This is a genomic window from Pseudomonas sp. PMCC200344 (assembly GCF_030053095.1).
GTDB lineage: Bacteria > Pseudomonadota > Gammaproteobacteria > Pseudomonadales > Pseudomonadaceae > Aquipseudomonas > Aquipseudomonas svalbardensis.
Genome location: NZ_CP125618.1, coordinates 1,830,052 through 1,851,671, shown reverse-complemented (window position 1 = coordinate 1,851,671; position 21,620 = coordinate 1,830,052). Strand labels below are relative to the sequence as shown.

24 protein-coding genes are annotated in these 21,620 nt (G+C 59.7%); all 24 read right to left on the bottom strand.

Annotated features, from left to right (window positions below; translation table 11 throughout):
- Positions 1-76: 76 nt before the first annotated feature.
- On the bottom strand, positions 77-736 hold the full coding sequence (locus QFW87_RS08275; protein ID WP_283190248.1) for a hypothetical protein: 660 nt from the start codon (positions 734-736) through the stop codon (positions 77-79).
- Between the two features lie 177 nt (positions 737-913).
- Entirely contained in the window at positions 914-2,053 is a 1,140-nt protein-coding gene (gene flhB, locus QFW87_RS08270) for a flagellar biosynthesis protein FlhB (RefSeq protein ID WP_283183569.1), read from the bottom strand.
- A gap of 3 nt (positions 2,054-2,056) precedes the next feature.
- Positions 2,057-2,839, bottom strand: coding sequence for a flagellar biosynthetic protein FliR (fliR, locus tag QFW87_RS08265; RefSeq protein WP_283183568.1), 783 nt, complete (start codon positions 2,837-2,839; stop codon positions 2,057-2,059).
- 3 nt (positions 2,840-2,842) lie between these two features.
- Positions 2,843-3,112, bottom strand: coding sequence for a flagellar biosynthesis protein FliQ (fliQ, locus tag QFW87_RS08260; RefSeq protein WP_007948918.1), 270 nt, complete (start codon positions 3,110-3,112; stop codon positions 2,843-2,845).
- Positions 3,109-3,867, bottom strand: coding sequence for a flagellar type III secretion system pore protein FliP (gene fliP, locus QFW87_RS08255; protein WP_283183567.1), 759 nt, complete (start codon positions 3,865-3,867; stop codon positions 3,109-3,111). The genes fliQ and fliP overlap by 4 nt, the downstream gene beginning before the upstream one ends.
- Complete coding sequence (gene fliO / locus QFW87_RS08250) at positions 3,867-4,313, bottom strand: flagellar biosynthetic protein FliO (RefSeq protein ID WP_283183566.1); 447 nt, start codon at positions 4,311-4,313, stop codon at positions 3,867-3,869. Before fliO ends, fliP begins: the two co-directional genes overlap by 1 nt.
- Entirely contained in the window at positions 4,314-4,772 is a 459-nt protein-coding gene (gene fliN, locus QFW87_RS08245) for a flagellar motor switch protein FliN (RefSeq protein WP_129442187.1), read from the bottom strand. It abuts the gene before it with no gap.
- Positions 4,773-4,844: 72 nt separating this feature from the next.
- Complete coding sequence (fliM, locus tag QFW87_RS08240) at positions 4,845-5,813, bottom strand: flagellar motor switch protein FliM (RefSeq protein ID WP_283190247.1); 969 nt, start codon at positions 5,811-5,813, stop codon at positions 4,845-4,847.
- 9 nt (positions 5,814-5,822) lie between these two features.
- Positions 5,823-6,323 carry a flagellar basal body-associated protein FliL gene (gene fliL, locus QFW87_RS08235; RefSeq protein ID WP_033055987.1) on the bottom strand — a complete coding sequence of 167 codons (501 nt, stop codon included), beginning with the start codon at positions 6,321-6,323 and terminating at the stop codon, positions 5,823-5,825.
- A 207-nt stretch (positions 6,324-6,530) separates the two neighbouring features.
- On the bottom strand, positions 6,531-7,901 hold the full coding sequence (locus tag QFW87_RS08230; protein WP_283190246.1) for a flagellar hook-length control protein FliK: 1,371 nt from the start codon (positions 7,899-7,901) through the stop codon (positions 6,531-6,533).
- Between the two features lie 83 nt (positions 7,902-7,984).
- Positions 7,985-8,353 (bottom strand): Hpt domain-containing protein, encoded by a 369-nt coding sequence (locus QFW87_RS08225; RefSeq protein WP_283183564.1) that lies wholly within the window; start codon positions 8,351-8,353, stop codon positions 7,985-7,987.
- 30 nt (positions 8,354-8,383) lie between these two features.
- A complete protein-coding gene (locus tag QFW87_RS08220) occupies positions 8,384-10,090 on the bottom strand; it encodes a fused response regulator/phosphatase (protein ID WP_283183563.1) in 1,707 nt (568 codons plus the stop codon).
- Positions 10,091-10,095: 5 nt separating this feature from the next.
- The gene (locus tag QFW87_RS08215) at positions 10,096-10,401 is read right to left on the bottom strand and encodes an STAS domain-containing protein (RefSeq protein WP_283183562.1); all 306 of its coding nucleotides are present in this window, start codon (positions 10,399-10,401) and stop codon (positions 10,096-10,098) included.
- Positions 10,402-10,497: 96 nt separating this feature from the next.
- Positions 10,498-10,947 carry a flagellar export protein FliJ gene (gene fliJ, locus QFW87_RS08210; protein ID WP_283190245.1) on the bottom strand — a complete coding sequence of 150 codons (450 nt, stop codon included), beginning with the start codon at positions 10,945-10,947 and terminating at the stop codon, positions 10,498-10,500.
- 6 nt (positions 10,948-10,953) lie between these two features.
- A complete protein-coding gene (gene fliI, locus QFW87_RS08205; protein ID WP_046046383.1) occupies positions 10,954-12,312 on the bottom strand; it encodes a flagellar protein export ATPase FliI in 1,359 nt (452 codons plus the stop codon).
- Positions 12,302-13,111, bottom strand: coding sequence for a flagellar assembly protein FliH (fliH, locus tag QFW87_RS08200; protein ID WP_283183561.1), 810 nt, complete (start codon positions 13,109-13,111; stop codon positions 12,302-12,304). The genes fliI and fliH overlap by 11 nt, the downstream gene beginning before the upstream one ends.
- Before the next feature lie 7 nt (positions 13,112-13,118).
- Positions 13,119-14,138 (bottom strand): flagellar motor switch protein FliG, encoded by a 1,020-nt coding sequence (gene fliG, locus QFW87_RS08195; protein ID WP_131061619.1) that lies wholly within the window; start codon positions 14,136-14,138, stop codon positions 13,119-13,121.
- Positions 14,131-15,918, bottom strand: a complete 1,788-nt coding sequence (fliF, locus tag QFW87_RS08190; RefSeq protein WP_283190244.1) for a flagellar basal-body MS-ring/collar protein FliF — start codon at positions 15,916-15,918, stop codon at positions 14,131-14,133. The genes fliG and fliF overlap by 8 nt, the downstream gene beginning before the upstream one ends.
- A gap of 14 nt (positions 15,919-15,932) precedes the next feature.
- Positions 15,933-16,262, bottom strand: a complete 330-nt coding sequence (fliE, locus tag QFW87_RS08185) for a flagellar hook-basal body complex protein FliE (protein ID WP_283183559.1) — start codon at positions 16,260-16,262, stop codon at positions 15,933-15,935.
- 146 nt (positions 16,263-16,408) lie between these two features.
- A complete protein-coding gene (gene fleR / locus QFW87_RS08180; RefSeq protein WP_283190243.1) occupies positions 16,409-17,794 on the bottom strand; it encodes a sigma-54-dependent response regulator transcription factor FleR in 1,386 nt (461 codons plus the stop codon).
- Positions 17,795-17,799: 5 nt separating this feature from the next.
- Positions 17,800-19,005: an ATP-binding protein gene (locus tag QFW87_RS08175; protein WP_283190890.1), complete on the bottom strand. Its 1,206-nt coding sequence runs from the start codon at positions 19,003-19,005 to the stop codon at positions 17,800-17,802.
- A 128-nt stretch (positions 19,006-19,133) separates the two neighbouring features.
- Positions 19,134-20,609, bottom strand: coding sequence for a sigma-54 dependent transcriptional regulator (locus tag QFW87_RS08170; RefSeq protein WP_283183557.1), 1,476 nt, complete (start codon positions 20,607-20,609; stop codon positions 19,134-19,136).
- Between the two features lie 174 nt (positions 20,610-20,783).
- Entirely contained in the window at positions 20,784-21,080 is a 297-nt protein-coding gene (gene fliT / locus QFW87_RS08165; RefSeq protein ID WP_283183556.1) for a flagellar protein FliT, read from the bottom strand.
- Positions 21,081-21,104: 24 nt separating this feature from the next.
- Positions 21,105-21,494, bottom strand: coding sequence for a flagellar export chaperone FliS (gene fliS / locus QFW87_RS08160; RefSeq protein ID WP_283183555.1), 390 nt, complete (start codon positions 21,492-21,494; stop codon positions 21,105-21,107).
- Between the last annotated feature and the right edge of the window lie 126 nt (positions 21,495-21,620).

Here is a 21,620-nt window from a genome sequence, read left to right as displayed (position 1 = left end):
GAACTCCTCGTAAGGTTTCACGGCTGCTGCGCCGCCGGACGCAGCCTCGCAGGCTCGACAGCTGCTACAAAAGGGATTAACGCGCCGTCAGAATCTGCTCTTTGTGGATCGGACCGAGATGAAGCGCCTTGCCGACCATGTACCGCGTACCACTATGCATTTGAAGACCTTCCACCTCTACAAAATCCTCCTCAGCGTAACCGAGCACCACGATGGTTAAAGGTGCCTTCTGACCAGAAAGGTCGTGCCCCAGCATGAGGTTAAGCGCCCATTGAAAGGGAATGACCGGCAGGTCTTCGACGTTGATCTCACGCTTGTCCTCCCAACGAAAGTCCTTGCGCGCAACAACTTGCAAACGGCCATCGACCACACTGAATTGCGGTTTGTGATAACACTCCTCCAGCCCTCCACTTGACCACTGATCCATGTAATAACGGGGGGACGTGAAGACATCGAACAACGCGCGGTTATCACCAATATTGCCAGCAGCATCGAAGAAGTAATTGTAAGCATAGTGGTAGCCGAACCCGTCCAGTTCGGGGCGAATCGCATTGATAGGGCTGTTCAGATAACCCGGAATATATGCATTGGCCATCTGCACAAAATGCGTAAAGTCCAGCGTCATTTCGAACGTAGCCGAGTAACTGATCGTGCGCTCGAGCGGATCCTCCTCCAGGACTCCCGAAACAAATTCCAACGCCATCCCTTGAAGCTTTCTGTATTCACGCTCTGCCATGACCGTAACCTCAAATGCCTAAATGAACGCCCATCCATAGTGATCAATCCACTCATTGAACGACCATGGCAAGGACATCGAACCGGAGAGTTCCCAAGGCCATGACAACGCTTAAGAGGAAGTGTGTCTACTGTCAGAACTAACAGGTACATAGCGTTTTCAGACGGACGGCGGCTCTCAGGAATCGCGCCGCAGGTCGGGCGGAATCGGCAGGTCGTCCTTGAGCGGATCCGGGCGCTTACCCTTGCCGGCGCGATGCTGGCGGATCTGGTAGACGTAAGCGAGCACCTGGGCGACGGCAAGGTAGAGCCCGCCGGGAATTTCCTGGTCAAGCTCGGTGGAGTAGTAGATCGAACGTGCCAGTGCCGGCGACTCAAGCAGCAGCACTTCGTTGGCCACAGCGATTTCACGGATCTTCAAGGCCAGGAAGTCGCTGCCCTTGGCGATCAGCATCGGCGCCCCACCCTTGTCCGGATCGTACTTGAGCGCTACGGCGTAGTGGGTCGGGTTGGTGATCACCACATCGGCGTCGGGGATCGCCGCCATCATCCGGCGCTGGGACATTTCGCGCTGCAGCTGGCGAATCCGTTGTTTGACCTCCGGCCGTCCTTCCTGGTCCTTGTGCTCGTCGCGCACTTCCTGCTTGGTCATCTTCAGTTTCTTGATGCTTTCCCAGAGCTGTATCGGCACGTCCACGGCGGCGATGATGATCAGCCCGCAGGCCATCCACAGGGTGCTCCAGCCGACCACTTGCAGGCTGTGAATGATCGCCATGTCCAAGGGCTCATGGGCGATGCGCAGCAGGTCATCAATGTCCGAGGACAACACCGCCAGGGCCACGAACAACACGATGAAAAATTTTGCGAGGGCCTTAAGCAGTTCCGCTATGGCCTTGGACGAGAACATGCGCTTGAGGCCGGCGCCGGGGTTCATGCGACTGAACTTGGGCGCCATGGTGCCGGCGGAGAACAACCAGCCACCCAGCGAAATCGGCCCGATCAGAGCAGCGAGCAATAAAGTGATCATCACTGGCTGAATCGCCAGCAAGGCAATCTGCCCCGAGTGCAGCAGATAGATGCCCATGGAGCGCTGATCCAACAGCACCTCCCGCGACAGCGAGAAGTTCAGGCGCATCAGTTCCATCAGGTCCTGCGCCAGCGCACCACCGAAAATCAGCAGGCCACCAGCGCCGGCGAGCATGATCGCCAGGGTATTCAGCTCTTTGGAGCGCGCAATCTCTCCCTTCTCACGGGCGTCCTTTTTCTTTTTGTCCGTGGGGTCTTCTGTTTTGTCCTGACCGCTTTCGCTCTCAGCCATGACTCAGCGCGCCCGTGCCAGTTCGCGTAACAACTGCAAGGCCTCGGAAGCCAGCGGTTGATACTGATTGATAATGTCCGCCAGCCCGACCCAGACGATGAACAGCCCGAGTACCAGCGTCAGCGGGAAGCCGATGGAAAAGATGTTCAGCTGTGGCGCAGCCCGGGTCATCACGCCAAAGGCGATGTTGACCACCAGCAACGCAGTGATCGCTGGCAACACCAGCAACAGCGCGGCACCGAGGACCCAGCCGAGCTTGCCGGCCAGCTCCCAGAAATGATTGACCATCAACCCGCTACCGACCGGCAGCGTAGTGAAGCTTTCAGTGAGGACTTCGAATACCACCAGATGGCCATTCATCGACAGGAACAACAGCGTCACCAGCATGGTGAAGAACTGCCCGATCACCGCCACCGAGACGCCGTTGGTAGGGTCGATCATCGAAGCAAAGCCCATGCCCATCTGAATGGAGACGATCTGACCCGCGACCACAAAGGCCTGGAAGAACAGCTGCAAGGAGAAACCCAACACTGCACCGACGAGGATCTGCTCGGCAATCAGCAGCAGCCCGCTCAAGTCCAGCGCATTGACCGGCGGCATCGGCGGCAGGCCGGGAGCGATGACCAACGTAATCGCCAAGGCGAAATAAAGGCGCACCCGCGTGGGCACCAGGGTCGTGCCGAAAACCGGCATGACCATCAGCAAGGCACCGATACGAAACAGCGGCAGCATGAACGTCGCCACCCAGGTACTGATCTGGGTATCGGTCAGCTGGAGCAGCGACATGGTTTAGCCGATGACCTGAGGAATACTGCCGTACAACTGCAGGATGTATTCCATGAAGGTCTGCACCAGCCACGGACCGGCGACGATCAACGTCACCAGCATCACCAGCAGACGCGGCAGAAAGCTCAGGGTCTGTTCGTTGATCTGCGTAGCGGCCTGGAACATCGCCACCAACAGGCCCACGAGCAAACTCGGAATCACCAGCACGGCAACCATCATGGTGGTCAGCCACAGCGCTTCCCGGAAGATGTCTACCGCAACTTCTGGCGTCATGGCGATACACCGCCGAAGCTGCTCGCCAGCGTACCGATGATCAACGCCCAGCCATCCACCAGCACGAACAGCATGATCTTGAATGGCAGGGAAATGATCAGCGGCGAGAGCATCATCATACCCATAGCCATCAGGACACTGGCCACGACTAGGTCGATGATCAGGAACGGAATGAAGATCATGAAGCCAATCTGGAACGCGGTTTTCAGCTCGGAGGTGACGAACGCCGGAACCAGGATGGTCAGCGGCGCCTGATCCGGCGACGCGATATCAGTGCGTTTGGACAAGCGCATGAACAACTCCAGATCGCTGCTGCGAGTCTGGGCGAGCATGAAATCCTTGATCGGCACCTGCGCCTTGGCCACGGCGTCTTGAGCGGTGAGTTTCTCCGCCAGATACGGCTGCAAGGCATCCTGATTAACCCGGTCGAATACCGGCGCCATGATGAACAGCGTCAGGAACAGCGCCATGCCCGTGAGGATTTGGTTAGACGGTGTCTGCTGCAGGCCCAGGGCCTGACGCAGGATCGAGAAGACGATGATGATCCGGGTGAAACTGGTCATCAGCATGACGAACGCCGGGATAAAACTCAGCGCCGTCATGATCAGCAGAATTTGCAGGCTGACCGAATATTCCTGAGCGCCTTCGGCATTGGTACCCAGGGTGATCGCCGGGATCGACAACGGATCGGCGGCGAACGCCAGCGGCGCGGCCAGCATCAGGGCCAGCGTTAAGACGATGCGTAACGCACCCATTACTTCTTATCCTTCTGATCCTTGCCCATCAGCTCCATCAGGCGCTGGGCAAACTCGGGGGTCGCTTTTTCAGTCCCGCTGGGCACTTGCACCGGCTCCTTGAGCACATGCAACGCGGTGATGGTGCCGGGGCTCAAGCCAAGCAGAATCTGCTCGTTGCCGACCTGCACCAGCATCAGACGGTCACGCGGGCCGAGCGCGCGGGAACCGATCAGCTCGATCACCTGCCCCTTGCCGGCCGGCCCGGCCTGTTGCACCCGACGCAGCAACCAGGCGAGGAAGAAGATCAACCCCAGCACCAGCAGCAAACCGAACACCAACTGTGTCAATTGCCCGGCTACACCGCTGCTGACCGCGGGTGCAGCGGCGCTGGCAGCCGTCGCCACCGGCTCGGCAGCCATAACGCTGAACGGCAAGGCAAGCGCTAACCCCAGAACCTTTTTCACTCAGCGCAGCTTCTTGATGCGTTCGCTTGGGCTGATCACGTCGGTCAGGCGGATGCCGAACTTCTCGTTGACCACCACCACTTCACCGTGGGCGATGAGCGTGCCGTTGACCAACACGTCCAGCGGTTCACCGGCCAGACGATCGAGCTCGATCACCGACCCCTGGTTAAGCTGCAGCAGGTTGCGGATATTGATGTCGGTGCTGCCAACTTCCATGGAAATCGACACCGGGATATCGAGAATCACGTCCAGGTTCGGACCGTCCAGGGTGACCGGTTCGTTGTTTTTAGGCACGCTGCCGAACTCTTCCATCGGCAGACGGTTGGACGGCGAACTGGCGGCGTCGGCGGCCAGCAAGGCGTCGATGTCGTCCTGCCCGGCGTCGCCGGTTTCTTCCAGGGCAGCAGCCCATTCATCGGCCAGCGCCTGGTCGTCCTGGGTGTTCATATCGTTAGCCATCAATTTGTCCTCGGCGGGCATCCATTCAATCAGGAGCCGTCAGTTAAAAGCACAGGGGGTTTGGAGCGCCGGTCAGCGGCGCTCGATCGGCTCGATCACTTGCAACGCGAGGTTGCCTTTGTGCGACCCCATCTTGACCTTGAACGCAGGCACGCCGTTGGCGCGCATGATCATCTCTTCCGGCATCTCGATCGGGATAATGTCCCCCGGCTGCATGTGCAGAATGTCCCGCAGGCGCAACTGACGACGGGCAACCGTGGCACCGATCGGTACGTCAACGTCCAGCACGTCCTGGCGCAAGGCGTTGACCCAGCGCTCGTCCTGATCGTCGAGGTCCGACTGGAAGCCGGCATCGAGCATTTCGCGTACAGGTTCGATCATCGAGTACGGCATGGTCACGTGCAGGTCGCCGCCACCGCCATCGAGTTCGATGTGGAAGGTCGACACCACAATCGCTTCGCTCGGGCCGACGATATTGGCCATGGCCGGGTTCACTTCCGAGTTGATGTACTCGAAGTTCACTTCCATGATCGCCTGCCAGGCTTCCTTCAAATCGACGAAGGCCTGTTCCAGCACCATGCGCACCACACGCAGTTCAGTAGGGGTGAATTCACGCCCTTCGATCTTCGCGTGACGGCCGTCGCCGCCGAAGAAGTTGTCCACCAGTTTGAACACCAGTTTGGCGTCGAGGATGAACAGTGCGGTGCCGCGCAACGGTTTGATCTTGACCAAGTTGAGGCTGGTCGGCACGTAAAGCGAGTGCACGTATTCGCCGAACTTCATCACCTGCACGCCACCGACGGCAACGTCCGCCGAGCGGCGCAGCATGTTGAACATGCTGATGCGGGTGTAACGGGCGAAACGCTCGTTGATCATTTCCAGGGTCGGCATGCGTCCACGGACGATGCGATCCTGGCTGGTCAGGTCGTAGCTTTTGACACTGCCGGGTTCAGCAGCGGTATCGGTCTGTACCAGACCATCGTCGACACCATGCAACAGCGCATCGATCTCATCCTGGGACAGCAGGTCCTGCACGGCCATGTCGTGTTCCTACTGCAGTACGAAATTAGTGAAAAGCAACTGTTCGATGACCACTTTGCCGAGTTCTTTCTGCGCCACTTCCTGGACGCTGGCCGTGGCTTTCTGACGCAACATTTCCTGGCCGACCGGCGACGCCAGGGTGGCGAAGTCTTGCCCGGAGAACAGCATGACCAGGTTATTGCGGATGACAGGCATGTGGACTTTGAGCGCTTCCAGATCGGCCTGATTGCGACCCTGCATGGTGATGCTCACCTGCATGTAGCGCTGACGGCCGTTCTGGTTGTAGTTGGCCACGAAGGCTGGAGCCATGGGCTCGAAAATCGCTGGCTGCTTGCCGACCGGGGCGGTTTCAGCCGCAGCGGCAGGCTTGCTCTGGGCGCTGTGCATGAAGAACCAGGTCGCTCCCACGGACAAACCGATCGCCAGCAGCAGGGCCACCACGATCACAATGATCAGCTTGAGTTTGCCTTTGGTTGCGGGGTCTTTTACTGCTGCTTCGCTCTTCGCCATGCCAATAATCCGTCACTATTCGGGTTTTCACAGTCGCACGCCAAGGCAAGAGCAAGTGTTATGCCAGAAATGTCTGAGGGAAAACTGGAAGGACAGTCGACCGTGGCCGAAAATCAAAAGATCGCAGCCTTCGGCAGCTCCATTGGAATGTGTACATCCTGTAGGAGCTGCCGAAGGCTGCGATCTTTTAGGGGGCGCCGCGAATTATCAGGCGTAATAATCGACGGCGCTGGAGCCAATGACGCTGGTGGTGCTGGCCGCTACTTCGGCAGCTGTTGGCGCAAGCTCTTCGTCCATGGAATCGAGACGACCACCGCTGGCGTTGGTGCGCCCCCCCTGGCTTTGGCCCTGCTGAGCCTGTTCCTGCCCTTGGCCCTGCCAGCCGCGGGACTGGTCGGACACATTGACGTCAACCTGGCCCATGCCCTGCTGCGCAAACATGTCACGCAAGCGATGCATCTGCCCGTCCAGCGCTTCGCGAACGCTTGGATGGGCGCTCATGAACGTCACTTGGGTCTGCTGGTCCGGAACCATGTTCACCCGAATGTCCAGCCGCCCCAGTTCAGCCGGTTGCAACTGGATGTCGGCGGCCTTGAGATTGGCACTGGACAGGTACATGACCCGGTTCACTACTTCTTCGGTCCAGCCGCTCTGATGCATGGCGATCGGTTGATTCACCGGCAATGCGTTGGCGGTTTTTGGCGTGGCCGCCTGGGTCAGTGCCGCCAGACGGTTGGCGAAATCGTCGACCCGGGTATCGCTACTCGCGGACTTCAGGTCCTTGAGACCGTCATCGACAAGACCACTGAAGGCCTTGTCGCCGCCCTGGCCGGTGCTGTCCTTGTCGGCTTGCACATTGAGCATGCTCGCCATGCCTGCGGCAAAGGTCTGCGCCGAGGTTGACTCGCCGTCTGCCTGGGCCTCTGCCGAGGTCGGTGCCGCTTTGGGCTGGGCCTGACTCGCAGCCGAAATATGGCCGCCCTGCTCCATGGCCATACGCACGGCCGGCAATGCATCGAGAGGATCCGCTTCGGGATCGAAATCGCTATCCGCCGTTGCAGCAGCAACTGGCGCCGCCGTCACTGCCGCAGCAACTGGCGCTTCGACCTGCGGCGCCACGGTGGCGACCACTGGAGGGGCTTGCGGAACGGGGGTTGCCACCACTGCCTGCAACGGTGGCAGTAACGAAGGATCGAGGGTTGGATCAACCGGCGCGGTGTCGACTACCGGCGTTTCGGCAGCCTCCGACGCATCATCGCTGGCAGCCTTGTCGTCAGCCTGCGCCGGTTTATCGGCGGGCAAGGATTTGCCGCTATCGGCAACCGCAGGTTCCGGGGCGGCAGACTTGTCGTTGCTGACGTCCTTTTTGCCGGGGCTGTCCGGCGTTTTATCGCGTATCGGCTTGGCCGATTCATCACCCATTGCAGAGGGTTTGTTCCGGGCTTGATTGGCGTAGACCTGAGCGAAGCTGGACGCCTTGTCCCCAGGCTCAGCGGCCGGCGCCGGTGTATTGGCGGAAGCGGCTTGAGTCTTGGCCTGCGCGGCGGCCTGGAGAAGTATATTGGGGGTAACGGGCATGGAACGGTCTCCGCTGCACTGGGATCGTAGGTACAGTTGACGGAGATTATTGCAAAGGTCGCGCCAGGTTTGAGCGACAGGCGCTAAAAGCGCCGGACGGTCTCATTGGCAGAGAGGGAACGCTGACGCTCCGCTTCATAGAGCGGTCGCACGATGGCGAATTCGCTGTCAATTTCCCCGATCAGCTTTTCGATGCCAGCGAGGCTTTTTTGCTTGGCGCGTTGCTCCAGCTCATGGCACAACTCAGCCAGGCGAATGGCGCCCATGTTGCTGCTGCTGCCCTTGAAACTATGGGCTGCATTCATGAGTTGCGCGGCATCTTCAGCTTCTCGCAAGACGCGCAAGCGCTCTTCGGAATCGGCGAGAAAGGTATCCAGCAACGTCGGATACTCATCCTCCATGACCTCTTGCAACGCGTTCAGCACGTCGCGGTCCAGGTGTGTGTCAGCCACTTGCTCACTCCTTGATCAAGAATGCGTGGATTATGCCAGAGCCTCCCAGAAAAATTCCACGCGGGCACTTCGACCATCGTCGGACCAACTCGCATTGTGGCCCAGCTGACGGATCAGACTGACGCCACGTCCCGACAGACGGACACCATCGACGGGCCGCTCCATCACCCGCGCAACATCGAAACCCTTGCCGCTGTCTTCAACCCGAACAGTCAGGCACCCGCCCTCGCCCTTGGGTGTCACCTGCAAATGCACCCGCACGAAGCCGTCCTGCAACTCGTCCAAGCGTGTATTGCGTTGTTGATAATAGCGGGTAAAACCCGAGGCATCGCGCTTGAGCGCCGAATCCAGCCCCAGCACTCCATGCTCCAGGGCATTGGAATACAGTTCGGCCAGCACACTGTAGAGCGCTCCGCTCTGAGCCCGCAGACCGTGGACCTCAAGCAGCAATTGCAGAAGATACGGCAGCGGATTGAAGCGTTTGAGCGTGGCGGCGCGAAATTCGAAACTCACTGACCAGTCCAGCGGGCAGGACTGACCACTGTCGGAATACACCAGCGCCGGCGGGCTCAGCTGTGCGGCCTCCAGCAGACTGACCTCGACCATGCTCACGTCATCGCGGGCCTCGCCGCGAAAGTCCCGCAACGCCTGCTCGATCTCTTCGAACAACTCATCAGGCTGACGATTGGCCGCAAACACCTGCTGCAATCGCTCCACACCAAACAACTGTTCGTTGGCATCGCAGGTATCGATCACCCCGTCGGACAACAGGAAGACCCGATCCCCGACCGCCATCGGAAACACCTCGGTGCGGTCATCAAAGGATTGCGGGCTCAGCACGCCGAGCGGCAAATGCCGAGCCGTCAGCGGCGTTCGCTCTCCGCTGACGATGCTGTGCAGATAACCGTCCGGCATCCCGCCATTCCAGACCTCCACCGAGCGTCGCTGAAAACTCAGGCACAGCAGCGTTGCACAACAGAACATGTCCACCGGCAGGATGCGCTTGAGCTTGGCATTCATCTCGCGCAGGGTTTCGGACAGGCCGTAACCCTTGGCGGTCATGCCATAGAAAACTTCGGCCAAGGGCATGGCACCGACCGCGGCCGGCAAACCATGACCGGTAAAATCGCCGAGCAGCACGTGCATGTCGCCGGCCGGGGTAAACGCGGCCAGCAGCAGATCGCCGTTGAACAACGCATAGGGCGATTGCAGGTAGCGAATATTCGGTGCACTCAGGCAGCCGGAGTGGGCCACCTTGTCGAACACGGCTTTGGCCACCCGCTGCTCGTTGAGCAGGTAGTCGTGGTGCCTGGCGATCTGGTCGCGCTGCTGCAACACCGTGGCCTGCAACCGCCGCAAGCGGTCCATCGCCTTGATCTTGGCGGCGAGGATCACCTGGTTGTAGGGTTTTGCCAGAAAGTCGTCGCCCCCGGCCTCCAGACAGCGGGCCAGCGCTTCGCTTTCGGTCAGCGAGGTGAGGAAGATGATCGGCACCAGGGTTTCCCCTGCCAATACCTTGATCTGCCGCGCCGCCTCGAAACCGTCCATCACCGGCATCATTGCGTCCATGAGCACCAGTTGCGGTCGTTGCTGGCGAAACGCGTCAACGGCTTCGGCACCGTTGGCGGCCGTCAGCACCTCATGCCCCTGGCGACGAACGATGGTCGACAGCAGCATGCGATCGGCCGCGCTGTCTTCGGCGATCAGGATCGTCAGCGGTTCGAACAAGGGTTGCATGGCGGTCACGCCACGTCGAAGATTTGTTCGAAGTTGGAGATGGCGAGGATCTTGCGCACATCTGCGTTAGCGTTGGTCAACGTGATCTCGGCATTCTCGCCGCCAGCGTGATCACGCAATAGCAACAGCATGCCGAGCGCTGAACTGTCGAGGTAGGTAGCGTCTTTCAGGTTCACTTCGAAGGATTCGGGTTTCGGCTCACGATTCTCGTAGGACTCGCGAAACTCCTGATGCTTGGCGAAATCGAATCGTCCCCTGATCGATATCGTCAGCTTTTGACCATCTTGGGATACTTCTGTAACGACTGACATTGAACGGCTTCCTTGTCATTGGTGAACGTACGTGTACAAGGTTTAGCACTTGGCTGGGGCTGGAGCAAGGCGGGAAAACGGTTGAACCCTGCCTGATCAATACGGATCCTGACGCGGCAACCGCTGGGACAACTCATCCAGCAACTTTTGCTCGCGCCGATCTTCCAGCCGCCGAGCCTCATCCATGTAGCGCGCCACCAGTTTGCGCAAGCCTTCGACCCGGGCAAACGCCTGCTGCCAGGATTCCCGCGCCTTGTTCAGGTTGTTTTGATGCCATACCAGGCTTTGTCGCTGCTGGTCGATGGCGGTACCCAGCTGCGCAAGGAAGCCTTGATAACCCAGCAGCCATTGGCCCGACACGCCACTGCTGCCGCGCACGATCCATTGTTCCTGGTAATCGAGACGAAAGGCTTCGAGGTCGGCGAGCTTGCTTTCGGCCAGACGGACTTGCCCCTGAAAGTGCCCCAGACGAAGGACCGCTGTTTTCTCGGCCTTTTCGGCCATTTCGACCACGGGGGCCAGGCGCGATGCTCGGCTCTGGGCCATGGCCGGTTAGCCGCCGGCCGCGGGAGCGAAAATCGTGCCGAGGTAGGCTTCGCTTTCGCCCAGGCTGATGCTGTCGTTGAGGCCCTGGCGCAGGTATTTCACCAGCTGCGGTTGCAGGGAGATCGCCAGGTCGGTTTCCCGATCACCACCGGCCACATAGGCGCCGACGCTGATCAAGTCACGACTCTGCTGATACCGCGACCACAGTTGCTTGAAATACTGGGCGCGCATCATGTGTTCCGGCGTAACCACCGACGGCATGACCCGGCTGATGGACGCTTCGATATCGATGGCCGGGTAATGACCTTCCTCGGCCAGGCGCCGGGACAGCACGATGTGCCCGTCGAGCACGCCTCGCGCGGCGTCGGCAATCGGGTCCTGTTGGTCATCGCCTTCGGACAAAACGGTGTAGAACGCGGTGATCGAACCGCCGCCCTTCTCCGCGTTACCGGCCCGCTCCACCAGTTTCGGTAGTTTGGCGAACACCGATGGCGGATAACCCTTGGTCGCCGGCGGCTCGCCGATGGCCAGGGCGATTTCCCGCTGGGCTTGGGCGAAACGGGTCAGGGAGTCCATGAGTAACAGGACGTTCTTGCCCTTGTCGCGGAAATACTCGGCGATTCGCGTGCAGTACATCGCAGCGCGCAGACGCATCAGCGGCGCATCGTCCGCCGGGGACGCCACCACGACCGAACGCTTGAGGCCTTCTTCACCGAGGATATGCTCGATGAATTCTTTAACTTCACGACCCCGCTCACCGATCAGCCCGACGACGATGATGTCGGCCTCGGTGAAGCGGGTCATCATGCCCAGCAGCACACTCTTGCCCACACCCGTACCGGCGAACAGGCCAAGACGCTGACCGCGACCGACCGTCAACAAACCGTTGATGCTGCGAATGCCCACGTCCAGCGGCTCGCTGATCGGTTCGCGCTTGAGCGGGTTGATGGTCGGGCCGTCCATCGGCACCCAGTCTTCGGCCTTCATCCCACCCTTGCCGTCCAGCGCGCGACCGGCGCCATCGAGCACCCGCCCGAGCATGCTCATGCCCATCGGCAGACGGCCGGTATCAGCCAGAGGAACCACACGGGCACCGGGAGCGATGCCGGCAACGCTGCCGACCGGCATCAGAAACACCTTGCTGCCGGAGAAGCCCATGACTTCGGCTTCGACCTGCACCGGGTGATAACTGTCGTCATTGATGACCATGCAGCGGCTGCCCATGGCGGCGCGCAAGCCCTCGGCCTCGAGGGTCAGGCCGACCATGCGCAGCAAGCGGCCTTCAAGGATCGGCGCGCCTTCCAGCTCCGTGGCCTCGGCATAGCTGCCGAGGCGCTTGGCGAAGCTAGTGCGATCAAGGCGCATCGGGATCGTCCAGTTCGGGTTCGACCGGCGCGACCGCTGGCTTGTCGCTGATCGGCAGCTCCAGGCTCAGATCCGGTTCGGCCGGGTGCAAGGCCTGTTCGTGCAACTGATCGAAGAGCTTGTCCATGACCCGCGCAACGCGGGTTTCGACCGTGGCATCGATGCGACTGTGTTCAGTCTCGACCCGGCAACCGCCGGGCAACAACGCCTCGTCCTCGACGATGCGCCAGGTTTCTTCATGGCGTTCGCGCAGGGCTTTGACCTGCTCGAAGTCTTGCGGATTGATGTACAGCCGCACATTGCCCACGCCCAGCGGCAAGAGCTTGAGGGCTTCACGCATGACGTGTTCGATCTGCGTCGAGTCGATGGCCAGTTCGCGCTGAATCACCTGTTTGGTGATGTGCTGCACCAGGTCGACCAGGGACTTTTCGATCAAGGTGTCCTGCTCGGCGATAGGCTCGAACAAATGCCCCATCAATTGCTCCAGAGCGGCAATCTTGGCGGCCAGGGCCACCTCCGCTTCCTGACGGACCTTGAGCGTGGTGCTATGGAAACCTTCTTTTTCGCCCGTGGCGAAGCCTTCGTTGTAGGCCTCCTGGCGAATGCTTTCGAGTTCTTCGAGGGTCAGTGGCTGGACTTCATCCAGTGGCACCTCTTCCATTTCCGGCGGCTCGGGCTCAGGTTCCGGCTCGGGTTCCGGCACGAACGGATCGAAACTGGGCAGCGACCAGACATCGAAACCACCGACGTCCTTGCCACGGATCAGGTCGGTGTTGGACTCATCATGTTTGGACGACATAGTGACCTTAGATCATCTCTTCGCCGCCCTTCCCGCCGAGAACGATTTCTCCAGCTTCGGCCATACGGCGGGCAATGGTGAGGATTTCTTTCTGCGCGGTTTCCACGTCGCTGACGCGCACCGGGCCTTTGGCCTCGAGGTCGTCGCGCAACAGTTCGGCCGCCCGTTTGGACATGTTCTTGAAGATCTTCTCTTTGACGCCTTCGTCCGAACCCTTGAGGGCCAGCACCAACACGTCGGAGGACACTTCGCGCAGCAGCGCCTGAATCCCGCGATCGTCGACATCGGACAAGTTGTTGAACACGAACATGAGGTCTTCGATCTGACCAGACAGGTCTTCGTCGACTTCGCGAATCGAGTCCATCAGCTGACCTTCGATCGAGCTGTCGAGGAAGTTCATGATATCTGCCGCACGCTTGATGCCACCCAGGGTGGTGCGCGCGGCATTCGAGTTGCCGGAGAACTGCTTCTCGAGAATCTGGTTGAGTTCTTTCAGGGCCGCCGGCTGCACAGTGTTCAGCGAGGAGACCCGCAGAATGATGTCCAGACGCACCTTGTGGTCGAAGTTGCCGAGCACTTCGCCGGCCTGGTCCGGATCGAGATACGCCACCACGATCGCCTGGATCTGCGGGTGCTCGTAACGGATCACGTCGGCGACGGCGCGCGGCTCCATCCACTTCAGGCTGTCGAGGCCACTGGTGTTGCCGCCCAGCAGGATGCGGTCGATCAGGCCGTTGGCCTTGTCTTCGCCCAGGGCCTGCGTGAGCATTTTGCGCACGTAGTCGTCGGAGCCGACGCCAAGGCTGGTCTGGTCGCCGACGATGTCGACGAACTCGCTCATCACCTGCTCGACCTGCTCGCGGTGCACGTTACCCATCTGGGCCATGGCCACACCCACACGCTGGACCTCTTTAGGCCCCATGTGGCGCAGCACTTGGGCGGCGTCGGTAGAACCCAGGGACAGCAGCAGAATCGCGGCTTTGTCGACCTTGGTCAGTTTGGCGGCAACGGCTCGGTTATCACTCATCTGCGTTAATCCACTCTTTCACGACCTGGGCCACGCGACCCGGATCTTCTGCCACCAGACTCTTGATTGCGTTCAACTGTGCGTCATAGCCTTCGCTCGGGCTCGGCAGCAGAATGCTGGTCGGGCCACCGAGACTGACACGGTCGTTGGCCAGTTCGCCGTCCAGGCCGCCCATGCCACCCAGCTCGACGTCGCTACCCAAGCCTGCAAACTGTTTGTCTTTGCCGCCACCGGTGATGTTGTTGAGCACCGGACGCAGCACACCGAACACCAGCACCAGGATGAACAAGACACCCAGCACTTGCTTGACGATGTCCCAGAACCACGGCTGGGAGTAGAACGGAATTTCAGCAATCACTTCACCGCGCTCGGCGGAGAACGGCATGTTGATCACGCTGACGCTGTCGCCACGGCTGGCGTCGAAGCCGACGGCGTCCTGTACCAGGCGAGTGAAGCGCGCCAATTCATCGGCGGTCCACGGCGCACGGGCGGTTTCACCGTTGGCCGCGTTGATCTTGACCTGGTCATCCACCACCACCGACACCGAGAGGCGATTCAAGCGACCCTGCTGTTGTTTGGTGTGGCTGATGGAGCGGTCAAGCTCGAAGTTCTTGGTGGATTGTTGACGCTTGTCCGCCGGGTACGGTGCAAGCATAGGCTGGCCGGTGGCCGGGTCCATGATTTGCTGACCATTGGCATCCAGCAGTGGCTGGCCTGGCTGCACCATGCCGGCCGACGCGGTAGCGCCACCGGTGGTTTGCGGCGCAGAGGCTGGCGCTGGTGGCTGGTTGCTCAAAGCACCCGGCACACCTTGCGGACCATTGCTGGCGGTACGTTGTTCGTTGACCGACTGCTCGCTGCGCAACGCAGGTTGGTCCGGGTTGAACTGCTCGGAGGTCGACTCGACGGCACTGAAATCCACATCGGCCGAGACTTCGGCTTTATAGCGATCGTTGCCCAGCACCGGTTGCAGAATGTTGTGCACGCGCTGAGTCAGCATGCTTTCCATGCGACGGCTGTAATCGAATTGCTTGCCGGCCATGGTCAGTTCGGAATTTTCCGCCTGATCCGACAGCAGGTTGCCCTTCTGGTCGACCACGGTGATCTGGGATTTGCTGAGCTCGGGAACGCTGGTCGCGACCAGATTGATGATCGCCACCACCTGACCCGGCTCCAGCGAACGGCCGGAATACAGCTCAACCAGTACCGAAGCGCTTGGCTTGCGTTCATCACGCACGAACACCGAGCTTTTCGGAATCGCCAGGTGCACGCGGGCACCCTTGACGTTGTTCAGGCTGGAAATGGTGCGAGCCAGTTCGCCTTCGAGACCGCGACGATAACGGGTCGCTTCCATGAACTGGCTGGTGCCCAGGCCCTGGTCCTTGTCGAGAATTTCAAAACCGATGTTGCCATCGGTGGGAGTGACACCAGCGCCCGCGAGTTTGATTCGCGCACGGGACAGATCATCGGCCTTGACCAGCAAAGCACCGGAGTTCGGTTCAACGGTATAGGGAATGTCGGCTGCGGCCAGGGTATCCATGACCTGTTTGGCGTCCATACCGGCAAGGCTGCCGTACAGAGGCCGGTAGTCCGGCTGCTGGGACCACAACACCACGGCAAAGCCAATCGCCACGCTCGCAGCCAGGCCGACCAACAGGCCTACCTGACGCAACATGGTCATCTCGGAGAGGTTTTCCAGGAAGGACAACCCGAACAGCGGCGGTTTGCCGTCTATTGGAGTGGCCTTGGCCGGAACATTATCGGCGACTGCTTCTGCCATGACTCAATTCGTCCTTAAACCGGCATCTGCATGATGTCTTGATATGCCTGAACCAGTTTGTTGCGCACTTGGGTCAACGCCTGAAAAGACACGCTGGCCTTCTGCGAGGAAATCATCACGTCCGTCAGGTCGACGCCGCTCTTGCCGATCTCGAAGGCACTGGCCAACTGACTGGACGCCTGTTGGGTGTCGTTCACTTTATTGACGGCCTGACCGAGCATGTCGGAAAAGCTGCTGCCACCCATTGCAGGAACAGCGGCAGTCGATTTCGACGCAGACATGGCATCCATTTGCATGGAGCGCATGTCCAGCATCAATCGATTGAATTCAATACCTTGGCTCATGGTCTCTCTCTTTGACGAGCTACGTCTTTGGCGACCCGCGATTTTTTTGACACTCACTCGGCGGGCAGTGAGGTGTTAGCAACAAGGGTGCCAGCTCCGTGGTCGCTCTAAACAAAAGCCATCCAGGGCTTTGCATTGCTAACGAATCAGGTGGCGAACAAATAAGCTTCCACGTCCATTCCGGCGTCACGCATCTGCGCCAGCTTGTAACGCAGAGTGCGCGGACTGATGCCCAGTCGCTCGGCGGCTTCTTTGCGACGACCACGCTCGGAGCGCAAGGTATCAATGATCATCTGGAATTCACGGCGCCGCAGGTCATCGCCGAGGGCGCCCGCCGATTCGGCGTCGACTTCTACTGCGCGCACAGTCGTTGGCGGCAATGCCGGCAACGGCGCACACGCCACAGGCCCGGCAAGACAGAAATCCTCAGGCTGTATCAATCCGCCCTGCTGCAGGATCAACGCTCGCTGAATCGCGTTATCCAGCTCACGCACATTACCCGGCCATGGATAACCGATCAGACACGCCTGAGCCTCGGGCGACAGCTTTGCCGCGGCATGCTTCATTTTATTGACGTACTTGGCCAGAAGACGCTCAGCCAACGGCAGGATGTCGGCGGTACGTTCGCGCAACGGACGCCAGGCCAGCGGAAACACCGACAGGCGATAGTAAAGGTCTTCGCGAAAACGTCCCGCCGCCACCTCACCCGCCAGGTCACGGTTGGTGGTTGCCACGACTCGAATATCCAGCGTGATCGGCTTGCGTGAGCCGACTCGCTCGACTTCGCGCTCCTGCAAAACTCGCAGCAACTTGGCCTGGAGCCCGAGGGGCATTTCCGAAATTTCGTCGAGCAGGATCGTGCCGCCATCAGCCTGTTCGAACTTGCCGGCCTGCGCCGCGATGGCGCCGGTGAACGAGCCCTTTTCATGACCAAACAACGTGGCTTCGAGCATGTTGTCGGGGATGGCTGCGCAGTTGATCGCAATGAACGGCTGACTGGCACGATGGGAGTGCTGATGGATGTACCGCGCCAGCACTTCCTTACCGGTCCCGGACTCACCGGAGATCAATACCGTGGAATCACTGCGCGCTACCCGTGCAGCCAGTTCCAGCAATTGCGCACTGGCCGGTTCGAACGCTACAGGTCCCTCGCCCTCGGTCGCACCGAGGCTGCCCAGCGCATGACGCGCCACCAGATCGAGCAATGCCTTGGGCTCGAACGGTTTGACCAGGTAATCCGCTGCGCCCTGACGCATCGCATCGACTGCCCGCTCTACGGCGCCGTGAGCCGTCATCAGCAACACCGGCAGTTGCGGCTGACGAGTGCGCAGCAATCCGAGCAGTTGATGACCGTCCATGCCCGGCATGTTGACGTCACTCAGCACCAGATTGAACGCCTCATTACCGACCGCCGCCAGCGCTTCTTCTGCCGAGCCTACTGCCGTGTAGTCGTGCCCCGCGAGCAGCAGCGTATCCGCCAGTGCTTCGCGTAGCGCGCGGTCATCCTCGACCAGTAAAACCTTGATTGCCATGTCCTTCACTCCGCTCCCTGAGCGTGGGGCTTTTCACCGGAAAAAAGCGGCAGGATGACCTGCGCGCAAGTGCCGCGCCCCAGCCGCGAGCGCAGTTGCAATTCTCCCTGATGGGCACGCGCCACTGCCTTGACCACGGTCAGGCCAAGGCCGGTCCCGGTGGTCTTAGTGGTAAAAAACGGCTCGCCGAGTCGTGCCAGCACTTTCGTGTCGATGCCACTGCCGCTGTCACTGACAGATACGCGCAGGTTGTTGTCACGGGTATAGAGGTGGACCTTCAAGCGGACGTCACCGGCGCTGGCCTGGATGGCGTTCTCGATCAGGTTCAGGATCGCCCCGACCAGCGTGTCACGATTGCACAGCAACTCGCCGGAATGACTGTCGCACTGCCAGCGAATCGGCAGGTCCTGCACATGGGTCAGTGCTGCCGCCTGCAGTGACTGCATCAGCACTTTGGGTGTGACGCGATCGGTCAGCGGCAGCTCGCCGCGCGCAAACACCAGCATGTCGCGAACCTGATGTTCCAACTCATGCAGACGCTCTTTCAGGCGCCCGGCAAAACGTTGCTGGGTCTCGACCGGCAACGCTTGCTCAGTCAAATGACTGGCGTAGAGCAAGGCGGCGGATAACGGTGTACGAATCTGATGAGCCAGCGAGGCGACCATTCGACCGAGGGACGAGAGTCGTTCGTGGCGGGCCAGCTGATCTTGCAGGTGACGGGTTTCAGTCAGGTCATTAAGCAACACCAACTGACCGGGCTCGGCATCCAGCGAGCGAGTGGAGATCGACAAACGCCGACCGTCCTTGAGCGAGATTTCGTGACCGTCGTCTTCACGAGGCGCAAAACAGCGGGCAATGACATGACGCCACAGCTCGCCTTCGAGGGGCAGACCGAGCAGCTCACAAGCAGCGGGGTTGGCTTCGCGCACGATGCCTTGGGCGTCGATGACGATGACGCCGCCGGGCAACAGATCGAGGAGGTTTTGCAGCCGGTTGGCCAGGCGTTCTTTTTCCGCCAGCTCCTGCATGCGCTGAGCACTGACCACCGCCAGCTCACCCTTGAGCTCGGTGACCCGGGCTTCGAGCATGCTGTAGGAATCGGTCAATTGGCTCGACATCTGGTTGAACAGTGCAAACGCCTGCTCAAGACCAAGCCGGCTCGCCTGCTCTACGGACGACGGTTGTCCCGAAGCGTCAGGGACAGGAGACATCTGGGCGGCTTGGGGCATCGTGCTCTCTCGCTTGGCTGACCGTCAGTTAAACGGAACGTTGCGAGGGATGTAGCAATACCCGTGCCTAAAAAAAACCGCCTACAAATGAAGGACTTGAAAAACAGGCGTCAATCATCTGCCTGTTCATCACCGTCACGACGACTCATACCGTACTTGCGCATCTTTTCCACCAGTGTGGTGCGACGAATACGCAGCCGCTCTGCCGCGCGCGCCACGATGCCATTGGCATCATCCAGCGCCTGCTGAATCAGCCCTTGTTCCAGACCACCGAGGTAGTCCTTCAGGTCCAGGCCTTCCGGCGGCAGCATGGCGCCGGCAGAGAAGTCCGGAGTATGACCGTTGATGGCCACGCGCTCTTCAAGATCGCTGCGCAAGCTGTCGACCAGTTGCTCGTCCTCATCGTCGACGTAACGGAATTTCTTCGGCAGCTCGACCACGCCGATCACCCCATAAGGATGCATGATCGCCATGCGCTCCACCAGGTTGGCCAGCTCGCGAACGTTGCCCGGCCAGCCGTGACGGCACAGCGACATGATCGCCGCGGAATTGAAACGGATCGACCCACGCTTCTCGTGCTCCATGCGCGAGATCAACTCGTTCATCAGCAGCGGAATGTCTTCGACACGCTCGCGCAGTGGCGCCATCTCGATCGGGAACACGTTCAGGCGGTAGTACAAGTCTTCGCGGAAGGTACCGATCTCGATCATGCTTTCGAGATTCTTGTGGGTCGCCGCGATGATCCGCACATCGACGCTTTGGGTCTTGTTGCTGCCCACGCGCTCGAAGGTGCGTTCCTGCAAAACGCGCAGCAGCTTGACCTGCATCGGCAGCGGCATGTCGCCGATTTCATCGAGGAACAGCGTGCCGCCATTGGCCAGTTCGAAACGCCCGGCGCGGCTGGTGATTGCCCCGGTGAAGGCGCCCTTCTCGTGGCCAAACAGTTCGCTTTCCAGCAACTCGGCCGGGATCGCCCCGCAGTTGACCGGTACGAACGGCGCGTCACGACGCTTGGAGTGATAGTGCAGGTTGCGCGCAACCACTTCCTTGCCAGTCCCGGATTCGCCGAGGATCAGTACGCTGGCGTCGGTGTCGGCGACTTGCTGCATCATCTGACGGACGTGTTGAATCGCCCGGCTGGTGCCGACAAGACTACGGAAAAGATTGGGTTCGCGATGGCGACCGCGCTCGCGGGCCTGGTCGTACATCTCGCGATAGACCTGGGCACGGTGCAGGGAGTCGAGCAATTTGCTGTAGCTGGGTGGCATTTCGAGGGTCGAAAGCACTCGGCGACGCTGGTCTTCTGGCAAGTCAACGGAAGAATTATCGCCCATTAACAAAACCGGAAGGAACTCATCCCAGGTTGAGAGTGTCTTTAACAAGCCCGTAAGTGCGCCAGGTGCATTGACCGTCCCGATGAGGACACAGATCACTTCACGACTTGATGACAATGAGCCGACAGCCTGCTGCCAGTCATGGCTACCGCAGGGTAAATTTTCTTCGCCAAGAAAATTTAAAATCACCGCCAAGTCGCGGCGGCGGACGCTATCGTCATCAATCAGCAGAATTTTGGTTTCACGCCACATGCAATAGCAACTTCCCTAGTCAACTCAATGCCCGAAATGAGGGGGCAAGCTAGACGCTTGCAGACACGTTGATGTCTGTAGACGCCTGAAATGTTCAACCAGCCACTAGTTAAGTCAAAAAACCGCGCACAGTCAAATTTATGGCGCACTATGTTTGTATTAACTGACGGTTAATCAACCAAACAGATGGTAAACCTTTGCCGCCTTCTGCGCTTGGGTGATCTGCGACATCTCGTCGACGATCGCTTGGCGCTCTCCCATCGTGGCCGTCAACAAATCCTTGTACACCTCTAGCAACCCCTCCAGATTGGTCCGCAACGCTTCTTCATCGATCGGCGCCTCGCTCAGCACCTCATCGACGCATTCGCGACAGGCCACATCCAATTCGCCGATCGCATCCCAATTACGCGCGGCCAAGGCGTCAACCAAGGCTTCGCGTGTTTCCTCAATCCGCTGCAATGCTTGACTCATGACGTCATCCTCAGGCTCGTGGGCCTATTGATTGGCAATACCATCCCAACCGCTTTTCAGGGTTTCGAGCAAACCCGAAACCTCATCGATGATCGCCGCATCGTTATCGCGGTTGGCCTCCATCAGGCGCGTCATCATGTAGGCATACAAGTTGTCAAGTTGCTGCAGCGACGCCGGGTCTTCGGTCTTTTCCGGGTTCAGACCGTCACGCAAGCCGATAACGATGTCGACCGCCTTGCCCAGCATCAACCCCTTGAGAGCGATGTCGCCACGCTCCATTGCACCCTTGGCTTGCGCCATGCGATCCAGCCCGCCTTCCATCAGCAACTGCACCAGGCGATGTGGATTGGCTTCAGAGATCTGGGCGTGGGAATTGACCTTCTGGTATTGGCGAAGGGCTCTCATGGGGTTCATGTTTCTACCTCGTGACAGACAACAACTGAAAAAGGGATTGCTCTAATCATTATGTCGACTGAGCGATACATAACTTTAACCCAGACCCACCACCAATGAAAAAACCCAGGCACTGTCATTACAGAC

Coding starts and splice junctions, on each gene's coding strand:
- QFW87_RS08275 (WP_283190248.1), bottom strand. CDS start 736: ATGGCAGAGCGTGAATACAGAAAGCTTCAAGGGATGGCGTTGGAATTT.
- flhB (WP_283183569.1), bottom strand. CDS start 2,053: ATGGCTGAGAGCGAAAGCGGTCAGGACAAAACAGAAGACCCCACGGAC.
- fliR (WP_283183568.1), bottom strand. CDS start 2,839: ATGTCGCTGCTCCAGCTGACCGATACCCAGATCAGTACCTGGGTGGCG.
- fliQ (WP_007948918.1), bottom strand. CDS start 3,112: ATGACGCCAGAAGTTGCGGTAGACATCTTCCGGGAAGCGCTGTGGCTG.
- fliP (WP_283183567.1), bottom strand. CDS start 3,867: ATGGGTGCGTTACGCATCGTCTTAACGCTGGCCCTGATGCTGGCCGCG.
- fliN (WP_129442187.1), bottom strand. CDS start 4,772: ATGGCTAACGATATGAACACCCAGGACGACCAGGCGCTGGCCGATGAA.
- fliM (WP_283190247.1), bottom strand. CDS start 5,813: ATGGCCGTGCAGGACCTGCTGTCCCAGGATGAGATCGATGCGCTGTTG.
- fliL (WP_033055987.1), bottom strand. CDS start 6,323: ATGGCGAAGAGCGAAGCAGCAGTAAAAGACCCCGCAACCAAAGGCAAA.
- QFW87_RS08230 (WP_283190246.1), bottom strand. CDS start 7,901: ATGCCCGTTACCCCCAATATACTTCTCCAGGCCGCCGCGCAGGCCAAG.
- QFW87_RS08220 (WP_283183563.1), bottom strand. CDS start 10,090: ATGCAACCCTTGTTCGAACCGCTGACGATCCTGATCGCCGAAGACAGC.
- QFW87_RS08215 (WP_283183562.1), bottom strand. CDS start 10,401: ATGTCAGTCGTTACAGAAGTATCCCAAGATGGTCAAAAGCTGACGATA.
- fliJ (WP_283190245.1), bottom strand. CDS start 10,947: ATGGCCCAGAGCCGAGCATCGCGCCTGGCCCCCGTGGTCGAAATGGCC.
- fliI (WP_046046383.1), bottom strand. CDS start 12,312: ATGCGCCTTGATCGCACTAGCTTCGCCAAGCGCCTCGGCAGCTATGCC.
- fliH (WP_283183561.1), bottom strand. CDS start 13,111: ATGTCGTCCAAACATGATGAGTCCAACACCGACCTGATCCGTGGCAAG.
- fliG (WP_131061619.1), bottom strand. CDS start 14,138: ATGAGTGATAACCGAGCCGTTGCCGCCAAACTGACCAAGGTCGACAAA.
- fliF (WP_283190244.1), bottom strand. CDS start 15,918: ATGGCAGAAGCAGTCGCCGATAATGTTCCGGCCAAGGCCACTCCAATA.
- fliE (WP_283183559.1), bottom strand. CDS start 16,262: ATGAGCCAAGGTATTGAATTCAATCGATTGATGCTGGACATGCGCTCC.
- fleR (WP_283190243.1), bottom strand. CDS start 17,794: ATGGCAATCAAGGTTTTACTGGTCGAGGATGACCGCGCGCTACGCGAA.
- QFW87_RS08175 (WP_283190890.1), bottom strand. CDS start 19,005: ATGTCTCCTGTCCCTGACGCTTCGGGACAACCGTCGTCCGTAGAGCAG.
- QFW87_RS08170 (WP_283183557.1), bottom strand. CDS start 20,609: ATGTGGCGTGAAACCAAAATTCTGCTGATTGATGACGATAGCGTCCGC.
- fliT (WP_283183556.1), bottom strand. CDS start 21,080: ATGAGTCAAGCATTGCAGCGGATTGAGGAAACACGCGAAGCCTTGGTT.
- fliS (WP_283183555.1), bottom strand. CDS start 21,494: ATGAACCCCATGAGAGCCCTTCGCCAATACCAGAAGGTCAATTCCCAC.